The following is a 16,535-nucleotide window of genomic DNA, read 5'->3' on the forward strand; positions in this document are numbered from 1 at the left end:
GGGCTCCTCATGCCCTAGAGTCCTGTCAACAGGCATGAGGAAGCCGGTGGGAGTCCGGCACAGTCGCGCTACTGTGACACCGCCTCCGGTCCTCACGGACGGTTGCGGTGGAGTCAGGAACGAGTGCCTGCACCACCTCACAACCACAGACCGGGGACGCTGAATCCCTGAGGAGGCAACACATGTCGCAGACAACCGCCGCTCCGCTCGCTCCGGCCGTCCAGGTCCCCGTCGTGCCGCTGCTCCAGCTCGGCACGTGGGTCGTGTTCTTCGGCCTGCTGGCGATGCTGGCGATCTTCTTCGTGAGCGCCGACCAGGGTGCGCTCTCCCTGGTGGCCGGCAACGGCGTGCACGAGTGGGTGCACGACGCGCGCCACCTGCTCGGCTACCCCTGCCACTGAGCGCCGGCGTGGGCACCGCCTCCGGGGACAGGTCCGTCCCCGGCCTCAGCCCGGCCGCCTTCCTCCTGCGCGGGCTCGCGGTGGGCCTGGCCGCCGGCCTGATCGCCTTCGTCGTCGCCTTCGCCTTCGGTGAGCCGTACGTCGACGACGCCATCGCGCTCGAGGAGTCGGCCGCCGCGCACACCGACGCCGACCACGCGAAGGACGACGCGGACAAGGCCGACGAATCCGCCGACGACGCAGGCATGGTCGAGGTCTCCCGCGACAACCAGAGGAGCTGGGGCCTGCTGACCGGGACGCTCGCCATCGGCGCCGCCCTGGGCGGCCTGGCGTCGCTGGCCGCCGCCGCGGTCCTCGGCCGGCTCGGCAACCTGTCGGCGCGCGGGTCCACGGCGCTGGTCGTGCTGATCGGGTTCGTCGCGGTCACGCTGGTCCCGTTCACGAAGTACCCCGCCACCCCGCCGGCCGTCGGCAGCGGCGAGACGATCGGGGGCCGCACCGCCTCGTACTTCGGGCTGCTGCTCATCTCCGTGCTCGCCGCGATCGCCGTCGTCGTCCTGGCCAACCGGCTGTGCGCCCGGCTCGACGGCTGGACCGCCGCGTTCATCGGCGCCGGTGTCTACGTCGCGGTGGTCTCGGTCGCGGCCGCGCTGCTGCCGAGCGTCAACGAGCTCGGGGACTTCCCCGCCGACACGCTGTGGTACTTCCGCCGCTCCTCGCTCATCACGCTGGCCGCCCTGTGGGCGAGCATCGGCGTCGGCCTGACCCTGCTGGTCGGCCGGATGCACGACCGCGTCGCGGCGGACCTCGCCCGGCGCGCGCTCGCAGCGAGTCTGTGAGGTCGGGCGGGCGGACTGCCGGCCTGCTGCTCGGGTACGCCGCGGACCGGGTCCTCGCCGACCCGCGCCGTGGGCACCCGGTGGCCGGCTTCGGCCGGGTCGCCGGCGCGCTGGAGCAGCGGGCCTGGCGCGACGACCGGGCCGCCGGTGCGGCGTACGTCGCCGTGCTGGTCGGCGGCGCCGTCGCGCTCGGCATCGCCGCGGAGCGCTCGCTCCCCCGCCCCCTCGCCACGCTCACCACGGCCGTGGCCACCTGGGCCGTCCTGGGTGGCACCTCCCTCGACCGCGAGGCCGCCGAGGTGGACCGGCTGCTGGCGGCCGGCCGGCTCCCGGAGGCTCGGGTGCAGCTGACCCATCTGGTCGGCCGCGACACCTCGCAGCTCTCCGCGCAGGAGGTGGTCCGGGCGACCCTGGAGTCCCTGGCCGAGAACACCTCCGACGCCGTGGTCGCGCCGCTCGTGTGGGGTGCCGTCGCCGGCGTTCCGGGACTGCTCGGCTACCGGGCCGCCAACACGCTCGACGCGATGGTCGGTCACCGCAGCCCGCGCTACGAGCGGTTCGGCTGGGCCGCGGCGCGCTTCGACGACCTGCTCAACCTCCCCGGATCACGCCTCACCGCGGCCCTCGCCACCCTCCTGGGGCCCGACCCGCGGGGGGCGTGGCGGGCCTGGCGCCGCGACGCCGCCGGCCACCCGAGCCCCAACGCGGGTCCGGTGGAGGCGGCCTTCGCGGGAGCCCTCGGCATCCGACTGGGCGGCACCAACGACTACGCCGGCCGCATCGAGCACCGCGCCGTGATGGGCGACGGGCCGCCGCCCGAGCCGGCCGACCTCGACCGGGCCCGCGTCCTGGCCCGCCGGATCGGCCTGACCGCCACCCTCGTCGCGGCGGGCGCGGCCACCGTGCGAGCATCGTCGCGATGAGCACCCGAACCCCCCGGACCGACCTGCTGCGCACGCCACTCCTCCAGTCCCCGCGCGCCCGCGTCGCCCGGCTCACCCGCGCCCTCACCGGTGCGCCGAGCCCGCTGGTGGGGCGGACCGTGCTCGTCACGGGCGCGAGCTCCGGCATCGGCGAGGCGACCGCGCACGCGGCCGCGCGCCGCGGCGCACGGGTCCTGCTCGCCGCGCGTCGCGAGGCGGAGCTGGCCCGCGTGGAGCAGGCGATCCGCGCCGAGGGCGGCGAGGCGTCGTCGTACGTCGTCGACATGACCGACGGCGCGTCCGTCGACGCCCTCGTCGAGCGGCTGCTCGACGAGCACGGTGCGGTCGACTACGTCGTCAACAACGCCGGGCGCTCGATCCGCCGCTCGCTGGAGCTGACCCACGGTCGCCTCCACGACTTCGATCGGATGATGGCCGTCAACTTCCTCGGGCCGGTGCGGCTGACGATGGGGCTTGTGCCGGCGATGCGCGCGCAGCGCTTCGGGCACGTCGTCAACATCGTCACCTGGGGCAACCAGATCCGGGCGCCGAAGTTCGCGGCGTACATCGCCTCGAAGACCGCCCTCGACGTGTTCGGCCGGATCCTCGGCCGCGAGCTCTTCTTCGACAACGTCACCTGCACCAACATGCGGATCGCGATCGTGCAGACCCCGATGATCGGCCCCACGGCAGAGTACGCCGGCCGCGGCGAGACCGCCGAGGAGTGCGCCGAGCGCGTGGTCCGCGCCCTCGAGGACCGGCCGATCACCGTCGACGGCACGTTCGGCACGTTCTACGCCGCCTTCAACGTCCTGGCGCCGCGCCTCTCGGACCTGGTGATGGCGTCGGCCCACCGGCGCGAGCCGGACTCGCCGGCCGCGCGCGGTGCCGCTCCGGGCCCCCGCTGACCGGACTCGTCACTTCCGAGGTATCACGCGGGCCCGGTTCCGACTCCGAGGGATGTCAGCAATACCCCTCGGAAAGGAACTGACATGCGTCTCCAACCCCCCAGCACCCTCGCCCGGGCCATCCCGGTCGGGCTGCTCTCCGTGGCCCTCGGCGCCGCGGCCACGGTCGCCGCCGTCGGCGACCCGGGCGTCAGCCCGCAGCACTACACCGACGCCCTCGCCCCCGGCGGCTCGGTCACCATCACCAAGACGGTGGAGACGCCGCCCATCCCCCCGAACCCCGACATCGTCTTCCTCGCCGACACCACCACCAGCATGACCGCGAGCATCGGCAACGTGCAGGCCAACGCCACCAGCATCGTCGACCAGATCCTCGCGGCCCAGCCGAGCGCGCAGTTCGCCGTCGCCGACTACAAGGACACCGACGACGCGACCGGCTACTTCCTGCTGCGCCAGCAGCTGACCGGCGACACCACCGCGGTCACCAACGGGATCGGCGCCTGGACGCCGCTCTCCGGCGGCGGCGATGACGCGGCGGAGGATTGGATCGGGGCGCTGGCCCAGGTCCCGGGCGCTATCGACTTCCGCGCCGGAGGCACCCCGATCGTCGTGATGTTCGGCGACTCGACCAGCCACGACCCGTCCGACGGCCACACCCTGGTCTCCGCGACGGCAGCGCTGCAGGCCGCGGGCATCCGGGTGATCGCGATCTCGGTCCCCGGCGCCGACGGCTACCTGTGGAACGGCCTCAACTCCGCCATGCAGGCGTCGTACGTCACCTCGCAGACCGGCGGCACGCTGACCAACGCCGACCCCGACGAGGTCTCCGACGTGATCCTCAGCCAGTTGCAGAACCTGCCGGCCGAGGTCACCCACGAGGTGTCCTGCGACCCGGGCGTGAGCGCCACGCTCACGCCGGCGTCGCAGACCGTCACGAGCGGGCAGTCGACCACCTTCGAGGAGACCATCACCCTCGCCGCCGACGCACCCCAGGGCGAGACCGTCTCGTGCACGGTGTCGTTCAAGGTCAACGGGATGGTCCCCGGACCGGAGTTCGTGCAGACGATCGACATCGACGTCGAGGACGTCACCCCGCCGGTGGTGACGGTCGAGAGCAAGACCGTCGAGGCCACCAGCCCCGCCGGCGCCGTCGTGGAGTACGACGCCAGCGCGGTCGACAACGTCGACGGTCCGCTCACGCCGACCTGCGTCCCGCCGTCGGGCTCGCAGTTCGCGCTCGGGGTCACGCCCGTCGACTGCCAGGCCACCGACGCCGCCGGCAACACCGGCCACGGCTCGGGCACGATCGAGGTGGTCGACACCACCCCGCCGAGCGTCGCCTGCGCCGAGTCCACCAACCCCGGCGGCAACGTGCCGAAGGCGGGCGACACCCGACCGAACCCCCAGGGCCAGAACCAGGACGGCTTCTACCGGCTCGACGCGACCGACATCGTCGACACCGACCCGGACGTCTACCTGCGCGACACCGGCAGCGGCCACGTCTGGGGCCCGTTCGCCAGCGGCCAGCGGATCAAGTACACCGAGGCCGCGTCCGGTCCCTCGCAGAAGCAGCTGGGCGACAGCGACATCGTGCACCTGACCGGGACGGGTGACGCCGAGCTCTACGCCGAGGACTTCTCGGGCAACGTCAGCGCACCCGTGGCGTGCCTGGTCCCGGCGCCGCCGATGTAGTCAGCTCACCGTTGTCGGGCCGGTCACCTCGTGGCCGGCCCGATGACCGTGTCGGCGTTGCGTCCGACCCAGCGCAGCAGGGGCACCATGACCTCGGCCAGCTCCTCGCCGAGCGGGGTCAGGCTGTAGTCGACGCGGGGCGGCATCACGGGCTGCTGCTCGCGGTGCACCAGGCCGTCGGCCTCGAGGGTCCGCAGCGTCTGGGCCAGCATCTTCTCGCTGATCCCCTGGGCCCGGCGGCGCAGCTCGCTCCAGCGCTGGGGTCCGTCGGTGAGCGAGACCAGGACCAGCACTCCCCACTTGCTCGTCACATGGTCGAGCAGCACCCGGCTCGAGCACGCCGCGGGGAACACGCCGCCGGGGAACTGCTCGAAGATGCTCTCGGCACTTTCCGTCACGGAAGTACCTTACTTCGAAGTGCGTACTAACTCTTGGGAAGCAACTTCCCGGACGGCCCGTTGAGGAGGACGACAAGCACGATCCCACCGTCACGGAAGGTCCCACCCATGTCTCTCGTCGTCACCGGAGCCACCGGCCACCTCGGCCGTCTCGTCGTCGCTGCCCTCCTCGAGAGGGGGGTCCCGGCCGCCGAGGTCGTGGCCCTCGGCCGCGACGAGGCCCGCCTCGCCGAGCTCGACGCCCTCGGCGTCACCACCCGCCGCGTCGACTACGCCGACGCCGACGCGCTCTCCGACGCACTCGCCGGCGCGGACCGCGTGCTGCTCATCTCCGGCAGCGAGGTCGGCCAGCGCCTCGCCCAGCACGAGAACGTCATCGCCGCCGCCCGGGCGGCGGGCGTGGGCCTGCTGGCCTACACCAGCATCGCCAACGCCGACACCAGCACGATGATCCTCGCCGCCGAGCACCGCGCCACCGAGGAGGCCGTCGTCGCCTCGGGCCTGCCCCACACCTTCCTGCGCAACAGCTGGTACACCGAGAACTACACCGGCCAGCTCGCGACGTACGCCGAGCACGGCACCGTCCTCGGCGCGGCCGGCGACGGTCGGGTCAGCGCCGCCACCCGGGCCGACTACGCCGAGGCGGCCGCCGCCGCGCTGCTGCTCGACCAGCCGAGGCGGGTCTACGAGCTGGGCGGAGCGGCGTTCAGCCTCAAGGAGCTCGCCACGACCGTCGGCGACGTCCTCGGCAAGGACGTCACCTACACCGACCTCCCCGCGGACGAGCTGACCCGGGTCCTCGTGGGCGCGGGCCTGCCGGAGGGGTACGCCGCCGTCCTCGCCGACGCCGACCTCGGACTCGGCCGGGGCGATCTGCACGTCGAGCCGACCGACCTCGAGGCCCTCCTGGGCCGTCCGGCGACCTCGCTCGCCGACGCGGTCAGGGCCGCGGCCGCGCCCCGAGGCTGAGCACCCACGCCAGCGCGGCGTCGGCGTCGGGGACGGTGTCGACGCCGGCGGGCGGGCGCGGGCGTCGTACGACGACCACGGGCAGGCGCCGCTCGGCGGCGGCCTCCATCTTGGGCCAGGTGAGCTCGCCGCCGGAGTCCTTGGTGACGAGCACGTCGCGGTCGGCCAGCAGGTCCCGCTCGCCGTCGAGCGTGTAGGGCCCGCGCGAGGTCAGCAGGTCCCAGGCCGGGGGGATCTCGATGTCCGGCGGGTCGACGACCCGGGCGAGGACCTGGAGCTCGGCCAGGGCGGGGACGAAGCGGGCGAGCTCCTGGCGTCCGACGGTGAGGAAGGGCCGGCTGCCGAGCTCGCCGGCGACGGTCGCGGCCTGCTCGTGGGTGTCGACCCAGATCCACGACGGCGTGGCCCGCTCGGCCCAGCCGGGGCGCTCCAGCCGGAGCAGCGGGACGCCCTCGGCGGCGCACGCCTCGGCGGCGTTGCGGGTGATGCCCTGCGCGAACGGATGGGTGGCGTCCACCACCGCGTCGAAGCCGGTGAGCTCCGTCCGCAGTCCCTCGACGCCGCCGAAGCCGCCGATCCGGACCTCCCCGACGGGGAGCCGGGGCCGGGCGACCCGGCCCGCGAGCGAGGACACCACGGCGACGCCCTCGTCGACGAGGAGCGCGGCGAGGGCGCGGGCCTCCCCCGTGCCGCCGAGCAGGAGCACCCTCATCGTGTGAGCTCCAGGAGGGCGTCGAGGTCGAGGTGCTCCTCGACCAGGTCCCCGAGCAGGTCGAGGCGCGCCGCGCGGGCGGCCGGGAAGGACGCGCCCGAGGTGACGCCGAGGCTGGCCTCGAGGTACGCCGCCCGGGTGGCGTCGTCCTCCAGGCTGCCGTGCACCATCGTCCCGGTCACGGCACCGTCGGTCGCCGAGCCGGCGATCCGGCCGTGGTGGATCTCGTAGCCGGCGGGCTCGTGCAGGACCAGGCGCTTGTCCGCAGCAAAGGTGGTCGTGAGGTCCAGCAGGCCGAGACCGTCGACCGACTCCCCCGCCCGGCCCTCGACCCCCTCGGGGTCCTCGATCCGCTGCCCCAGCATCTGGCAGCCGCCGCAGATCCCCAGCACCGGCCGCCCCGCACGGGCGTGCCGCTGGATGGCCAGGTCGAGCCCGCGCTCGCGCAGCCACGCCAGGTCGGCCAGCGTGGCCCGGGTGCCGGGCAGCACGACCAGGTCGGCGTCGGCGAGGCGGGCCGGATCCGAGACGAACTCGACATCCAGGCCCGGCTCGAGCCCGAGCGCGTCGACGTCGGTGAAGTTGCTGATCCGCGGCAGCCGCACGACCGCGACCCTGCGCACTCCTGAGCCGACCTCTGCTCGCCGACCCGCGAGGTCGAGGGCGTCCTCGGAGTCCAGCCACACATCGGGGTGCCACGGGAGCACGCCGTACGTCGGCCGTCCGGTGCGCTGCTCGAGGTCGGCGAGACCGGGGCGCAGCAGGTCGACCTCGCCGCGGAACTTGTTGACGACGTACCCCTTCACCAGGCGCTGGTCCTCGGCGTCGAGCAGCATGAGCGTGCCGTAGGCCGCCGCGAACCAGCCGCCGCGGTCGATGTCGCCGACCACGATCGTCGGGACGTCGCCGTGCCGGGCCAGGCCCATGTTGACGTAGTCGCTCGCGCGCAGGTTGATCTCGGCCGGACTGCCGGCGCCCTCGGCGACGACGAGGTCGTAGCGCTCGCGCAGGTCGTCGAACGCCTCGAACGCGGTCGCGGCCAGGCGGGCGCGCCCGTCGTTCCAGTCGCGCGAGGACACCTCGCCGTCGGGTCGGCCCATGAGCACGACGTGGCTGCGCCGGTCGCTGCCGGGCTTGAGCAGCACCGGGTTCATCGCGACCTCGGGCTCCGCCCCCGCCGCGACCGCCTGCACCCACTGTGCCCGCCCGATCTCGCCGGGCACACCGTCGGATCCTCGCACGACCATCGAGTTGTTCGACATGTTCTGCGCCTTGTACGGCGCCACTCGGATCCCGCGCCGCGCGAACGCCCGGCACAGCCCCGTCGTCACCACACTCTTGCCCGCGTCCGAGGTCATCCCCGCGACCAGCAGGGCGGCGCCGGTCATCCGCGCTTCCCCCGGAAGACGTGACGCTGCAGCGGGGCAGGCACCGGCCCGCCCTCCCGCACCCAGTCGACGACCGCCTCGGTGGCCGAGGACGACAGGACGCCGCCCAGCCAGGTGTCCTTCGGACGCCGCCCGCCGGGGAACCAGGTGAAGTCCCGGACGAGTACGACGTTCGACCGGTCGCACTCGTCGAGGCAGTCGACGACGCGGACCCGCACCCGCGGGCCGCGCCGGCCGGCCGGGTCGTCGAGCGCCTCGATCTCGTCGCGCTGGGCCCGGTGGTCGGCGTCCGGGTGCTTCTTGACCGTGCCGCAGCAGCAGTCGCGGCACAGCAGCACGTCCCGCTCAGGCAGCGCCATCGTCGCTCCCCTCGGCGTCGCCCCCGTCGCCCCCGTCGGACCCGTCGGACCCATCGACGGGCGCGCGCAGCAGGAACAGGTCCATCACCCAGCCGGCCTCGGCCTTCGCCGCGACCCGCGCGGCCCCGATGTCCTCGACGACGTCACGGACGAGGCCGGACACCAGCCGCTCCCCGGCGCCGCCGAGGTTGGCGCCCCACCAGATGGTCCAGTCCTCGAACCCTTCCAGGTCCACGCCCCCGGTCAGCATCACGACCACATTGCGCTGACCGGCCGCCACATCGGCCCGCAGCCGCCGCGCGGTCGTCACGTGCACCGGTTGCCCGACGTCGTGCAGCACGATCCCGTGCCGCGCGGCGAGCATCTGCGGCGCGCTGATGCCCGGCAGCACGTCGTAGGGCACGGCCAGGTCGCGCACGATCCGGATCGTGCCGTCGTAGAGCGACGGGTCGCCCCAGACGAGGAACGCGCACACCCCGCCGCGCTCGGTGAGCACCGATCGGTAAGCCGCCAGCCGGGCGGCGTACCAGTCCGCGACGGCGCCCTCGTAGCCCGCCCGGTCCAGTCCCGGCGAGCGATCCCGCTCGGGGTCGGGTACGACGACCAGCTCGACGCCGTGCGCCTCGCACACCGCGCGCCGGACGGCCAGCAGCGGGTCGTCGTCGCGCTTGGACACGGCCAGCGCGTAGTCGCACCCGGCCAGGGCCCCGGCCGCCTCGGGCGTCACGTGCTGCGGGCCCATCCCGAAGCCGACGACGCGGACCTCGACCGGCTCGATCACCGGGCGTCGTCCTCGAGGTCGCCCTCGACCTCCAGGTAGGCCGCCTGCAGCGCCGCCATCAGCTCCGGGTCGGGCGACTCCCACAGGCCGCGGTCGGCGGCCTCGTGCAGCCGCTCGACGATGCTGCGCAGCGCCCACGGGTTCGACCTACGCAGGAACTCCTGGTTGGTCTCGTCGAGGACGTAGGACCGCGCGAGCGACTCGTACATCCAGTCGTGCACGACGCCCGCCGTGGCGTCGAAGCCGAACAGGTAGTCGACGGTCGCGGCCAGCTCGAAGGCGCCCTTGTAGCCGTGACGCTGCATGGCGCCGATCCAGCGCGGGTTGACGACGCGCGCGCGGAAGACCCGGTTGGTCTCCTCCTGCAGGGTCCGCGTCCGTACGGCGTCCGGCGTGGTCGAGTCGCCGACGTAGGCCTTCGGTGAGGAGCCGGTGAGCGCGCGGATGGTGGCGACCATGCCGCCGTGGTACTGGAAGTAGTCGTCGCTGTCGGCGATGTCGTGCTCGCGGGTGTCGATGTTCTTGGCCGCGACCTTGATCCGACGGTAGTTGGCGCGCATGTCGTCGGAGGCCGGGACGCCGTCCAGGTCCCGCCCGTAGGCGAAGCCGCCCCACGCCGTGTAGACCTCGGCCAGGTCGGCGTCGTCGCGCCAGGAGCCCGACTCGACGGCCTGCAGGATGCCGGCGCCGTAGGAGCCGGGCTTGGAGCCGAAGATCCGCGTCGTCGCCCGCCGCTCGTCGCCGTGCTCGGTCAGGTCGGCCTGGGCGTGCGCGCGCACGAAGTTGCGGTCCGCCGGCTCGTCCAGCTCGGCGACCATGCGCACCGCGTCGTCGAGCATCGCCACGACGTGCGGGAAGGCGTCCCGGAAGAACCCGGAGATCCGGACGGTGACGTCGATCCGCGGACGGCCGAGCTCCTCGAGCGGGATGACGGTCAGGGAGTGGACCCGCTTGGAGGCCTCGTCCCATTCGGGTCGCACCCCGAGCAGGGCCAGCACCTCGGCGATGTCGTCGCCGGAGGTCCGCATCGCCGACGTGCCCCACACCGAGAGGCCCACCGACTCGGGGTAGCTCCCCTCGTCGGTGAGATAGCGCTCCAGGAGGGAGTCGGCCATCGCCTGACCGGTCTGCCAGGCCAGCCGCGACGGGACCGCCCGCGGGTCGACGGTGTAGAAGTTGCGCCCGGTCGGCAGCACGTTGACCAGGCCGCGCAGCGGCGAGCCGGACGGGCCGGCCGGCACGAACCCGCCGGCCAGCGCGTGCAGGGTGTGGTCGAGCTCGTCGGTGGTTCGGGCCAGCCGGGGCACCACCTCGGTGGCGGCGAAGGCCAGCACCTGGCGGACCTCGGGCGAGGGATGCAGCTCCTCGACGTACGACGGGTCCCAGCCGGACTTCTCCATCGCCTCGACCAGCGCGCGGGCCTCGGCCTCGACCCGGTCGACCTCGGTGGTCGGCGCGTCCGGGGAGAGCCCCAGCGCGGCGCGCAGCCCCGGCACGGCCTGCGCCTGCCCACCCCACACCTGGGCGGCTCGCAGGATGGCGAGCACCAGGTTGACCCGCGCCTCCCCCTCCGGCGCCTGTCCGAGGATGTGCAGCCCGTCGCGGATCTGGACGTCCTTGATCTCGCAGAGCCAGCCGTCGACGTGCAGGAGGAAGTCGTCGAACTCCTCGTCCTCCGGCTTCTCCTCCAGGCCGAGGTCGCGGTGCAGCTCGGCGGCGTGCATGAGCTGCCAGATCTCGCCGCGGATGGCGGCCAGCTTGGCCGGGTCCATCGCGGAGATCTTGTCGTACTCCTCCAGCAGGCCCTCGAGACGCGCGATGTCGCCGTAGCTCTCCGCGCGCGCCATCGGCGGCACCAGGTGGTCGACGATCGTCGCGTGCGCGCGACGCTTGGCCTGCGCGCCCTCGCCCGGGTCGTTGACGAGGAAGGGGTAGATCAGCGGCAGACTGCCGATGGCGGCGTCGGTGCCGCAGGAGGCGGAGAGGGCGGCGTTCTTGCCGGGCAGCCACTCCATCGAGCCGTGCTTGCCGAGGTGGACGACGGCGTGGGCGCCGAATCCGTGCTCGACCCACCGGTACGCCGCCAGGTAGTGGTGGCTCGGCGCGAGGTCGGGGTCGTGGTAGATCGCGACCGGGTTCTCCCCGAAGCCGCGCGGCGGCTGGATCATCAGCACCACGTTGCCGGCGCGCAGCGTCGCCAGCACGATCTCGCCGCTGTCGTTGACGAACAGCGAGCCGGGCGAGGGGCCCCACGCCTCGACCATCCCGGCACGCAGGTCGGCGGGCAGGTCGGCCGTCCAGGCGTCGTACTCCGCCCTCGTGATCCGCACGTGCGCGTCGGTCAGCTGCGCGGAGGTCAGCCACTCCTCGTCCTGGCCGCCGGCGGCGATGAGGGCGTGGATCAGCGTGTCACCGGCGACGGTGTCGTCCTCGATGTCGAGCACACCGAACCCGTCGCCGACGTCGTAGCCGGCGTCGCGCAGCCGGCGCAGCAGCCGCACGGCCGAGACGGGGGTGTCGAGGCCGACGGCGTTGCCGATCCGCGAGTGCTTGGTCGGGTACGCCGAGAGCATCAGCGCGATCCGCTTCTCCGTGACCGGCACGTGGCGCAGCCGCGCGTAGTTGACGGCCAGGCCCGCCACCCGGGCGCACCGCTCCGGGTCGGCGACGTACGACGGCAGCCCGGCCGGGTCGCTCGGGTCGATCTCCTTGAACGAGAACGGCACGGTGCTGATCCGGCCGTCGAACTCGGGGATCGCCACCTGGTTGGCGTAGTCGAGCGGGGTGACGCCGTCGTCGGAGGCCTCCCACTCGGCACGGCTGCTGGTCAGGCACAGGCCCTGCAGCACGGGGATGTCGAGGGCGGCGATCCGCTCCACGTCCCAGGTCTCGTCGTCGCCGCCGGCGCTCGCGGCCGCCGGGGTCGAGCCGCCTGCGGCGAGCACGGTCACGACGAGCGCGTCGAGGTCGCCGAGCGCCTCGAACAGCTCGTCGGGCGCCGCGCGCAGCGAGCCGGCGAAGATCGGCACGCCGACCGCCTCTCCCGTGGCGTCGATCGCGTCGCAGAGGGCGTGCACGAACGAGGTGTTCCCGCTGGCCTGGTGGGCGCGATAGAAGAGCACCCCCACCCGTGCGGCGGTTGAGGTGCGAGCGCCAGCGAGCCTCGCAATCTCCGGCCGCTCGACGAGCCCCCACGCGGGGATGACCTCCGGCGGCTCGAAGCCCTCGCCGGTGAGCAGCACCGTGTCGGACAGGAAGGCGTGCAGCTGGGCGAGGTTCCGCGGACCGCCCTCGGCGAGGTAGCGGTGCGCCTCGGCGGCGAGGCCGACCGGCACGGTCGAGGTCTCCATGAGCTCCGCGCTGGGCGTCAGCTCGCCGCCGAGCACGACGAGCGGACGGCCGGTCCCCCGCAGCGCGCCGAGCTCGGCGTCGTACTGCTGCGGCGAGCCGAGCAGGCGGACCACGACCAGGTCGGCGGCTCCCGCGGTCTCCACGAGCGCGGACAGGTCGCTGCGCGACGGGTTCGCCCAGGCGTAGTCGGCACCGCTGGAGCGGGCCGAGAGCAGGTCGGTGTCGGACGTGGAGAGGAGTGCGATGCGCACGGTGGGGCTCCTCCTGGGGGTTCGCGCCCCTCATCGGTAGGTGTCGTCCGCGACCAGTGTCTGGCTCTCCCCGCCGAGCACGACGACGCGGATCACAGTGGCGGAACCGCCCCGGTCTCACACCGGGTTCCTGCGCCGCGGACCTGTGGACGCTCAGCCTACGGTGGAGCCATGCAGGCGCAGACGAGTGGTCTCCAGGTCTCGGTGCACGGACACCCCAACGCCGACACCCTGCTGCTCTGGCATCCGGCGACGCAGAGCGATCCGGACGCCGTCGCGGCGCTCGCCAGCCGGATCGCGACCCGCAGCGGGATCCGCGTCGTGCTCCCCACCTGGAGCGCCGGATCCGATCTGCTCCGCTCCGTGCGCTACGCCCGCGAGTCCGCGGTGCACCCTCCCGACCAGCTCTCGGTCGTCGGGTACGGCGCCGCCGGCATCGCGGCGCTCAGCCTGGCCCGCCACCAGCGGCGCCTCGGCATCGGCCTGCGCCGGGTGACCTGCGTCGACGGCGCCGCCGACCTCGACGACCCGATCAGCGGCCGGCCGCTCGAGGCGCCGGGCGCCGTACCCGCCGCCGTGGAGACGGCCGTCGACATCGTGGCCTCCGACGACCCCGGCTGGGCCCAGCAGACGGTCGAGTCCTGGCGAACCCTCGGCTGGACAGCCACACTGGTGCCCGCCGACCAGTTCACCTGGCGGATCGCCTGACCGAAGGAGCAGCCTTGACCGTCCACGGAGACCACGACCCCCGCTTCGACCGGCTGCGCGAGGTCTTCGCAGCGAACCTCGACTCCGGCGAGGAGTTGGGCGCGGCGATCGCGGTCGACCTCGACGGCGAGACCCTGGTGGACCTGTGGGGCGGCCATGCCGACGTCGCCCGGTCCCGCCCGTGGGAGGCCGACACGATCGTCAACGTCTGGTCGACGACCAAGGAGATCACCGCGCTGGCGATCCTCCTGCTGGTCGAGCGCGGACTGGTCGACGTCCACGAGCCGGTGGCGACGTACTGGCCGGAGTTCGCCCAGAACGGCAAGGAGTCGATCCTGGTGCGCCACCTCCTGGCCCACACGTCCGGGGTGTCGGGCTGGGAGCAGCCGTTCACGATCGAGGACATGTACGACTGGGAGTCGTCGACGGCGCGCCTGGCCGCCCAGGCGCCCTGGTGGGAGCCCGGCACCGCCTCCGGCTATCACGCCAACAACCAGGGCCACCTGCTCGGCGAGGTCCTCCGCCGGGTCACGGGCGTGCCGCTCAAGCAGTTCGTCGCCGACGAGATCGCCGCCCCGCTCGGCGTCGACCTCCAGATCGGCGCGAGGGCCGAGGACGACGACCGCGTCGCCGAGATCGTCCCGCCCCCGCCGCTTCCGATCGACTTCTCCCAGATCGACCCCGACTCCCCCATGGCGAAGACCTTCATGGGCCCTGTCGCGGATGCGAACGCCGCCAACACCGTCCCGTGGCGCCGCGCCGACATGGGTGCGCTGAACGGCCACACCAACGCCCGCGCGCTCGCCCGCACCTTCTCGGTCGTCTCGCGCGGCGGCGAGGTCGACGGCGTCCGGCTGCTGTCGAAGGACACGATCGACCTGGTCTTCGAGGAGCAGTCGCGCAACGTCGACCTCGTGCTGGGCGTGCCGCTCCGCTTCGGCATCGGCTTCGCCCTCCCCGAGCCCGCGACCCTGCCCTACATCCCCGACGAGCGGATCTGCTTCTGGGGCGGCTGGGGCGGCTCGCTGACCGTCATGTTCCCCGAGCGGCGACTGACCGTCTCCTACGTGATGAACAAGATGGCGCCCGGCATCATCGGATCGGACCGCTCCGCGGCGTACTTCACCGAGATCCTCAGCGCGCTCGGCTGAGCGGTTGCGAGGCCCTCAGTTGACCTGGCGGGTGTAGCCCTCCCAGTACGGCGCGCGCAGCTTGAACTTCTGCAGCTTGCCGGTCGCGGTGCGGGCCAGCTCGTCGCGGAACTCGACCGACGTCGGCGCCTTGTAGCCGGCCAGCCGGTCCTTGCACCACCGGATCAGCTCCGCCTCCATCTCTGGCCCGGGGGTCGCGTCGCCGGTGAGCACGACGAGCGCCTTGATGGTCTCGCCCCACTTCTCGCTCGGCACGCCGATCACCGCGACCTCGGCCACGGCCGGGTGGGAGAAGAGGGTGTCCTCGACCTCGATCGAGGTGACGTTCTCGCCGCCGGTGATGATGACGTCCTTCTTGCGGTCCGCGATCGTCAGATAGCCGTCCTCGCCGAGATAGCCGCCGTCCCCGGTGTGGAACCAGCCGCCGGCGAGCGCCGCCGCGGACTCCTCGGGCTGCTCCCAGTAGCCCTCGAGCACCACGTTGGACCGCGCCAGCACCTCGCCCGCGCCCTCCTCGGTGTCGTCGACGCGCAGCCGCACGCCGATGGCGGGGGCGCCGGCCCGGGTCAGCCTGTGCGCCCGCTCCTCGGCAGGCAGGTCGTCCCATTCGGCGCGGCTGCGGTTGATGGTCAGCAGCGGCGAGGTCTCCGTGAGGCCGTAGATCTGGATGAACTCCCAGCCCAGCTCCTCCTGGACCCGGATCACGGTCTTCGTCGGCGGCGGCGCGCCGGCCATGATGATCCGCACCCGGTCGCGCCCGGGGATCTCGCCCTCCCAGGTCTGGGCGGCCTCCAGTACGGCGGCCGCCACCGCCGGGGCGGCGCACATCACCGTGACGCCGTGGTCGCGCACCCGGCGCAGGATCTCGGCGCCGTCCACCTTGCGCAGCACGATGTGCTGCGCACCGACGCCGGTCATCGCGAAGGGCATCCCCCAGCCGTTGGCGTGGAACATCGGGAGGGTGTGCAGGTAGACGTCGCGGTCGCTGATCCCGGCGTGCAGGCCGAAGGTGACCGCGTTGACCCAGATGTTGCGGTGGGTGATCTGCACACCCTTCGGGCGGGCGGTCGTGCCGGACGTGTAGTTGATCGTCGCGGTCGCGCTCTCGTCGTACTCCCAGGCCTTCGGCTCGGCGCCGGGCGCGGCGTAGAGCGCATCGTCGTCGCCGAGCACGAACCGCTGCTCGCACCGCACTCCGGCGAGCGTCTCCTCCAGCTCCGGGTCGAGATAGAGCACGCGCGCCCCCGAGTGCTCGACGATGTACTGCACCTCGTCGGGGCTGAGCCGGAAGTTGACCGGCACCAGCACCCGCCCCGACCCGCTGACACCGAAGAACGACGTGAGCAGGCGGCTGCTGTTGTGGCTGACGATCGCGACCCGCTCGCCGACGCCGATGCCGAGCTCGTCGAGCTTGGCGGCCTGGCGGCGCGCCAGCTCGCCGATCTGCGCATAGGTCAGCTCGCCCTGGCTGGGCGCGGGCTGGGTCGGCTCGTCGACGACCCCGACCCGCTCGCCGTACACCTGGACGGCTCGGTCGAGGAAGTCGTTGACGCTGAACGGGACGAACACGCGGGGCCTCCTGCAGGACGCACGGGATGTGACACCCACCACCCTAGGCCTGCCGGACCTCCTTCCACCCCCTCGAAAGGAGGCTCCCGCGTACCGGCCGGCAGCGTGGCGCCCCGCGGCGAAGCCGCGTCGGAG

15 protein-coding genes and 1 riboswitch are annotated in these 16,535 nt (G+C 73.3%); of the genes, 8 read left to right on the top strand and 7 right to left on the bottom strand.

Going from position 1 to position 16,535, the window contains the following annotated elements; all coding sequences use genetic code 11:
• Nucleotides 1-182: 182 nt before the first annotated feature.
• From FHP29_RS02090 to FHP29_RS02110, 5 genes are all read left to right on the top strand, one after another.
• A complete protein-coding gene (locus FHP29_RS02090; RefSeq protein WP_139621215.1) occupies nt 183-401 on the top strand; it encodes a CbtB domain-containing protein in 219 nt (72 codons plus the stop codon).
• A gap of 8 nt (nt 402-409) precedes the next feature.
• Nucleotides 410-1,240: a CbtA family protein gene (locus FHP29_RS02095; protein WP_139621216.1), complete on the top strand. Its 831-nt coding sequence runs from the start codon at nt 410-412 to the stop codon at nt 1,238-1,240.
• Nucleotides 1,237-2,163 carry a cobalamin biosynthesis protein gene (locus tag FHP29_RS02100; RefSeq protein ID WP_139621217.1) on the top strand — a complete coding sequence of 309 codons (927 nt, stop codon included), beginning with the start codon at nt 1,237-1,239 and terminating at the stop codon, nt 2,161-2,163. The genes FHP29_RS02095 and FHP29_RS02100 overlap by 4 nt, the downstream gene beginning before the upstream one ends.
• Nucleotides 2,160-3,071: an SDR family NAD(P)-dependent oxidoreductase gene (locus tag FHP29_RS02105; protein WP_139621218.1), complete on the top strand. Its 912-nt coding sequence runs from the start codon at nt 2,160-2,162 to the stop codon at nt 3,069-3,071. Before FHP29_RS02100 ends, FHP29_RS02105 begins: the two co-directional genes overlap by 4 nt.
• 84 nt (nt 3,072-3,155) lie before the next feature.
• Nucleotides 3,156-4,763, top strand: a complete 1,608-nt coding sequence (locus tag FHP29_RS02110; protein WP_139621219.1) for a vWA domain-containing protein — start codon at nt 3,156-3,158, stop codon at nt 4,761-4,763.
• Nucleotides 4,764-4,786: 23 nt separating this feature from the next.
• On the opposite strand, the gene FHP29_RS02115 is transcribed toward FHP29_RS02110, so the two are convergent.
• On the bottom strand, nt 4,787-5,161 hold the full coding sequence (locus FHP29_RS02115) for a winged helix-turn-helix transcriptional regulator (protein WP_139621220.1): 375 nt from the start codon (nt 5,159-5,161) through the stop codon (nt 4,787-4,789).
• Nucleotides 5,162-5,269: 108 nt separating this feature from the next.
• On the opposite strand from FHP29_RS02115, the gene FHP29_RS02120 reads away from it, so the two are divergent.
• Nucleotides 5,270-6,130, top strand: coding sequence for an SDR family oxidoreductase (locus tag FHP29_RS02120; RefSeq protein ID WP_139621221.1), 861 nt, complete (start codon nt 5,270-5,272; stop codon nt 6,128-6,130).
• Here the strand turns inward: FHP29_RS02120 and FHP29_RS02125 are convergent.
• From FHP29_RS02125 to cobN, 5 genes are read right to left on the bottom strand one after another with little or no spacing between them, the layout of a single operon-like run.
• Nucleotides 6,102-6,842: a cobalt-precorrin-6A reductase gene (locus tag FHP29_RS02125; RefSeq protein ID WP_139621222.1), complete on the bottom strand. Its 741-nt coding sequence runs from the start codon at nt 6,840-6,842 to the stop codon at nt 6,102-6,104. The genes FHP29_RS02120 and FHP29_RS02125 overlap by 29 nt on opposite strands.
• Nucleotides 6,839-8,230: a cobyric acid synthase gene (locus FHP29_RS02130; RefSeq protein ID WP_139621223.1), complete on the bottom strand. Its 1,392-nt coding sequence runs from the start codon at nt 8,228-8,230 to the stop codon at nt 6,839-6,841. The genes FHP29_RS02125 and FHP29_RS02130 overlap by 4 nt, the downstream gene beginning before the upstream one ends.
• Complete coding sequence (locus FHP29_RS02135) at nt 8,227-8,589, bottom strand: (2Fe-2S) ferredoxin domain-containing protein (RefSeq protein ID WP_139621224.1); 363 nt, start codon at nt 8,587-8,589, stop codon at nt 8,227-8,229. Before FHP29_RS02135 ends, FHP29_RS02130 begins: the two co-directional genes overlap by 4 nt.
• A complete protein-coding gene (locus FHP29_RS02140) occupies nt 8,576-9,370 on the bottom strand; it encodes a precorrin 6A synthase (protein WP_139621225.1) in 795 nt (264 codons plus the stop codon). Before FHP29_RS02140 ends, FHP29_RS02135 begins: the two co-directional genes overlap by 14 nt.
• Complete coding sequence (gene cobN, locus FHP29_RS02145) at nt 9,367-12,972, bottom strand: cobaltochelatase subunit CobN (RefSeq protein ID WP_139621226.1); 3,606 nt, start codon at nt 12,970-12,972, stop codon at nt 9,367-9,369. Before cobN ends, FHP29_RS02140 begins: the two co-directional genes overlap by 4 nt.
• A gap of 35 nt (nt 12,973-13,007) precedes the next feature.
• Nucleotides 13,008-13,149, bottom strand: a riboswitch (cobalamin riboswitch).
• Here cobN and FHP29_RS02150 point away from each other — a divergent pair.
• Together FHP29_RS02150 and FHP29_RS02155 are read left to right on the top strand one after the other, a co-directional pair.
• Nucleotides 13,144-13,680 carry a hypothetical protein gene (locus tag FHP29_RS02150; RefSeq protein WP_139621227.1) on the top strand — a complete coding sequence of 179 codons (537 nt, stop codon included), beginning with the start codon at nt 13,144-13,146 and terminating at the stop codon, nt 13,678-13,680. It overlaps the preceding riboswitch by 6 nt.
• Nucleotides 13,681-13,694: 14 nt before the next feature.
• Nucleotides 13,695-14,831 (top strand): serine hydrolase domain-containing protein, encoded by a 1,137-nt coding sequence (locus FHP29_RS02155; protein ID WP_205013801.1) that lies wholly within the window; start codon nt 13,695-13,697, stop codon nt 14,829-14,831.
• A gap of 15 nt (nt 14,832-14,846) precedes the next feature.
• Here the strand turns inward: FHP29_RS02155 and FHP29_RS02160 are convergent, their stop codons facing one another.
• Nucleotides 14,847-16,400, bottom strand: coding sequence for an AMP-binding protein (locus FHP29_RS02160; RefSeq protein ID WP_139621229.1), 1,554 nt, complete (start codon nt 16,398-16,400; stop codon nt 14,847-14,849).
• Nucleotides 16,401-16,535: the final 135 nt, after the last annotated feature.

Source organism: Nocardioides albidus (assembly GCF_006335005.1).
Lineage (GTDB): Bacteria > Actinomycetota > Actinomycetes > Propionibacteriales > Nocardioidaceae > Nocardioides > Nocardioides albidus.

What these genes read in the sequence shown, in the direction of transcription:
- FHP29_RS02150 (WP_139621227.1), top strand. Translation starts at nt 13,144, where the DNA reads ATGCAGGCGCAGACGAGTGGTCTCCAGGTCTCGGTGCACGGACACCCC.
- FHP29_RS02120 (WP_139621221.1), top strand. Translation starts at nt 5,270, where the DNA reads ATGTCTCTCGTCGTCACCGGAGCCACCGGCCACCTCGGCCGTCTCGTC.
- FHP29_RS02125 (WP_139621222.1), bottom strand. Translation starts at nt 6,842, where the DNA reads ATGAGGGTGCTCCTGCTCGGCGGCACGGGGGAGGCCCGCGCCCTCGCC.
- FHP29_RS02135 (WP_139621224.1), bottom strand. Translation starts at nt 8,589, where the DNA reads ATGGCGCTGCCTGAGCGGGACGTGCTGCTGTGCCGCGACTGCTGCTGC.
- FHP29_RS02090 (WP_139621215.1), top strand. Translation starts at nt 183, where the DNA reads ATGTCGCAGACAACCGCCGCTCCGCTCGCTCCGGCCGTCCAGGTCCCC.
- FHP29_RS02130 (WP_139621223.1), bottom strand. Translation starts at nt 8,230, where the DNA reads ATGACCGGCGCCGCCCTGCTGGTCGCGGGGATGACCTCGGACGCGGGC.
- FHP29_RS02105 (WP_139621218.1), top strand. Translation starts at nt 2,160, where the DNA reads ATGAGCACCCGAACCCCCCGGACCGACCTGCTGCGCACGCCACTCCTC.
- FHP29_RS02110 (WP_139621219.1), top strand. Translation starts at nt 3,156, where the DNA reads ATGCGTCTCCAACCCCCCAGCACCCTCGCCCGGGCCATCCCGGTCGGG.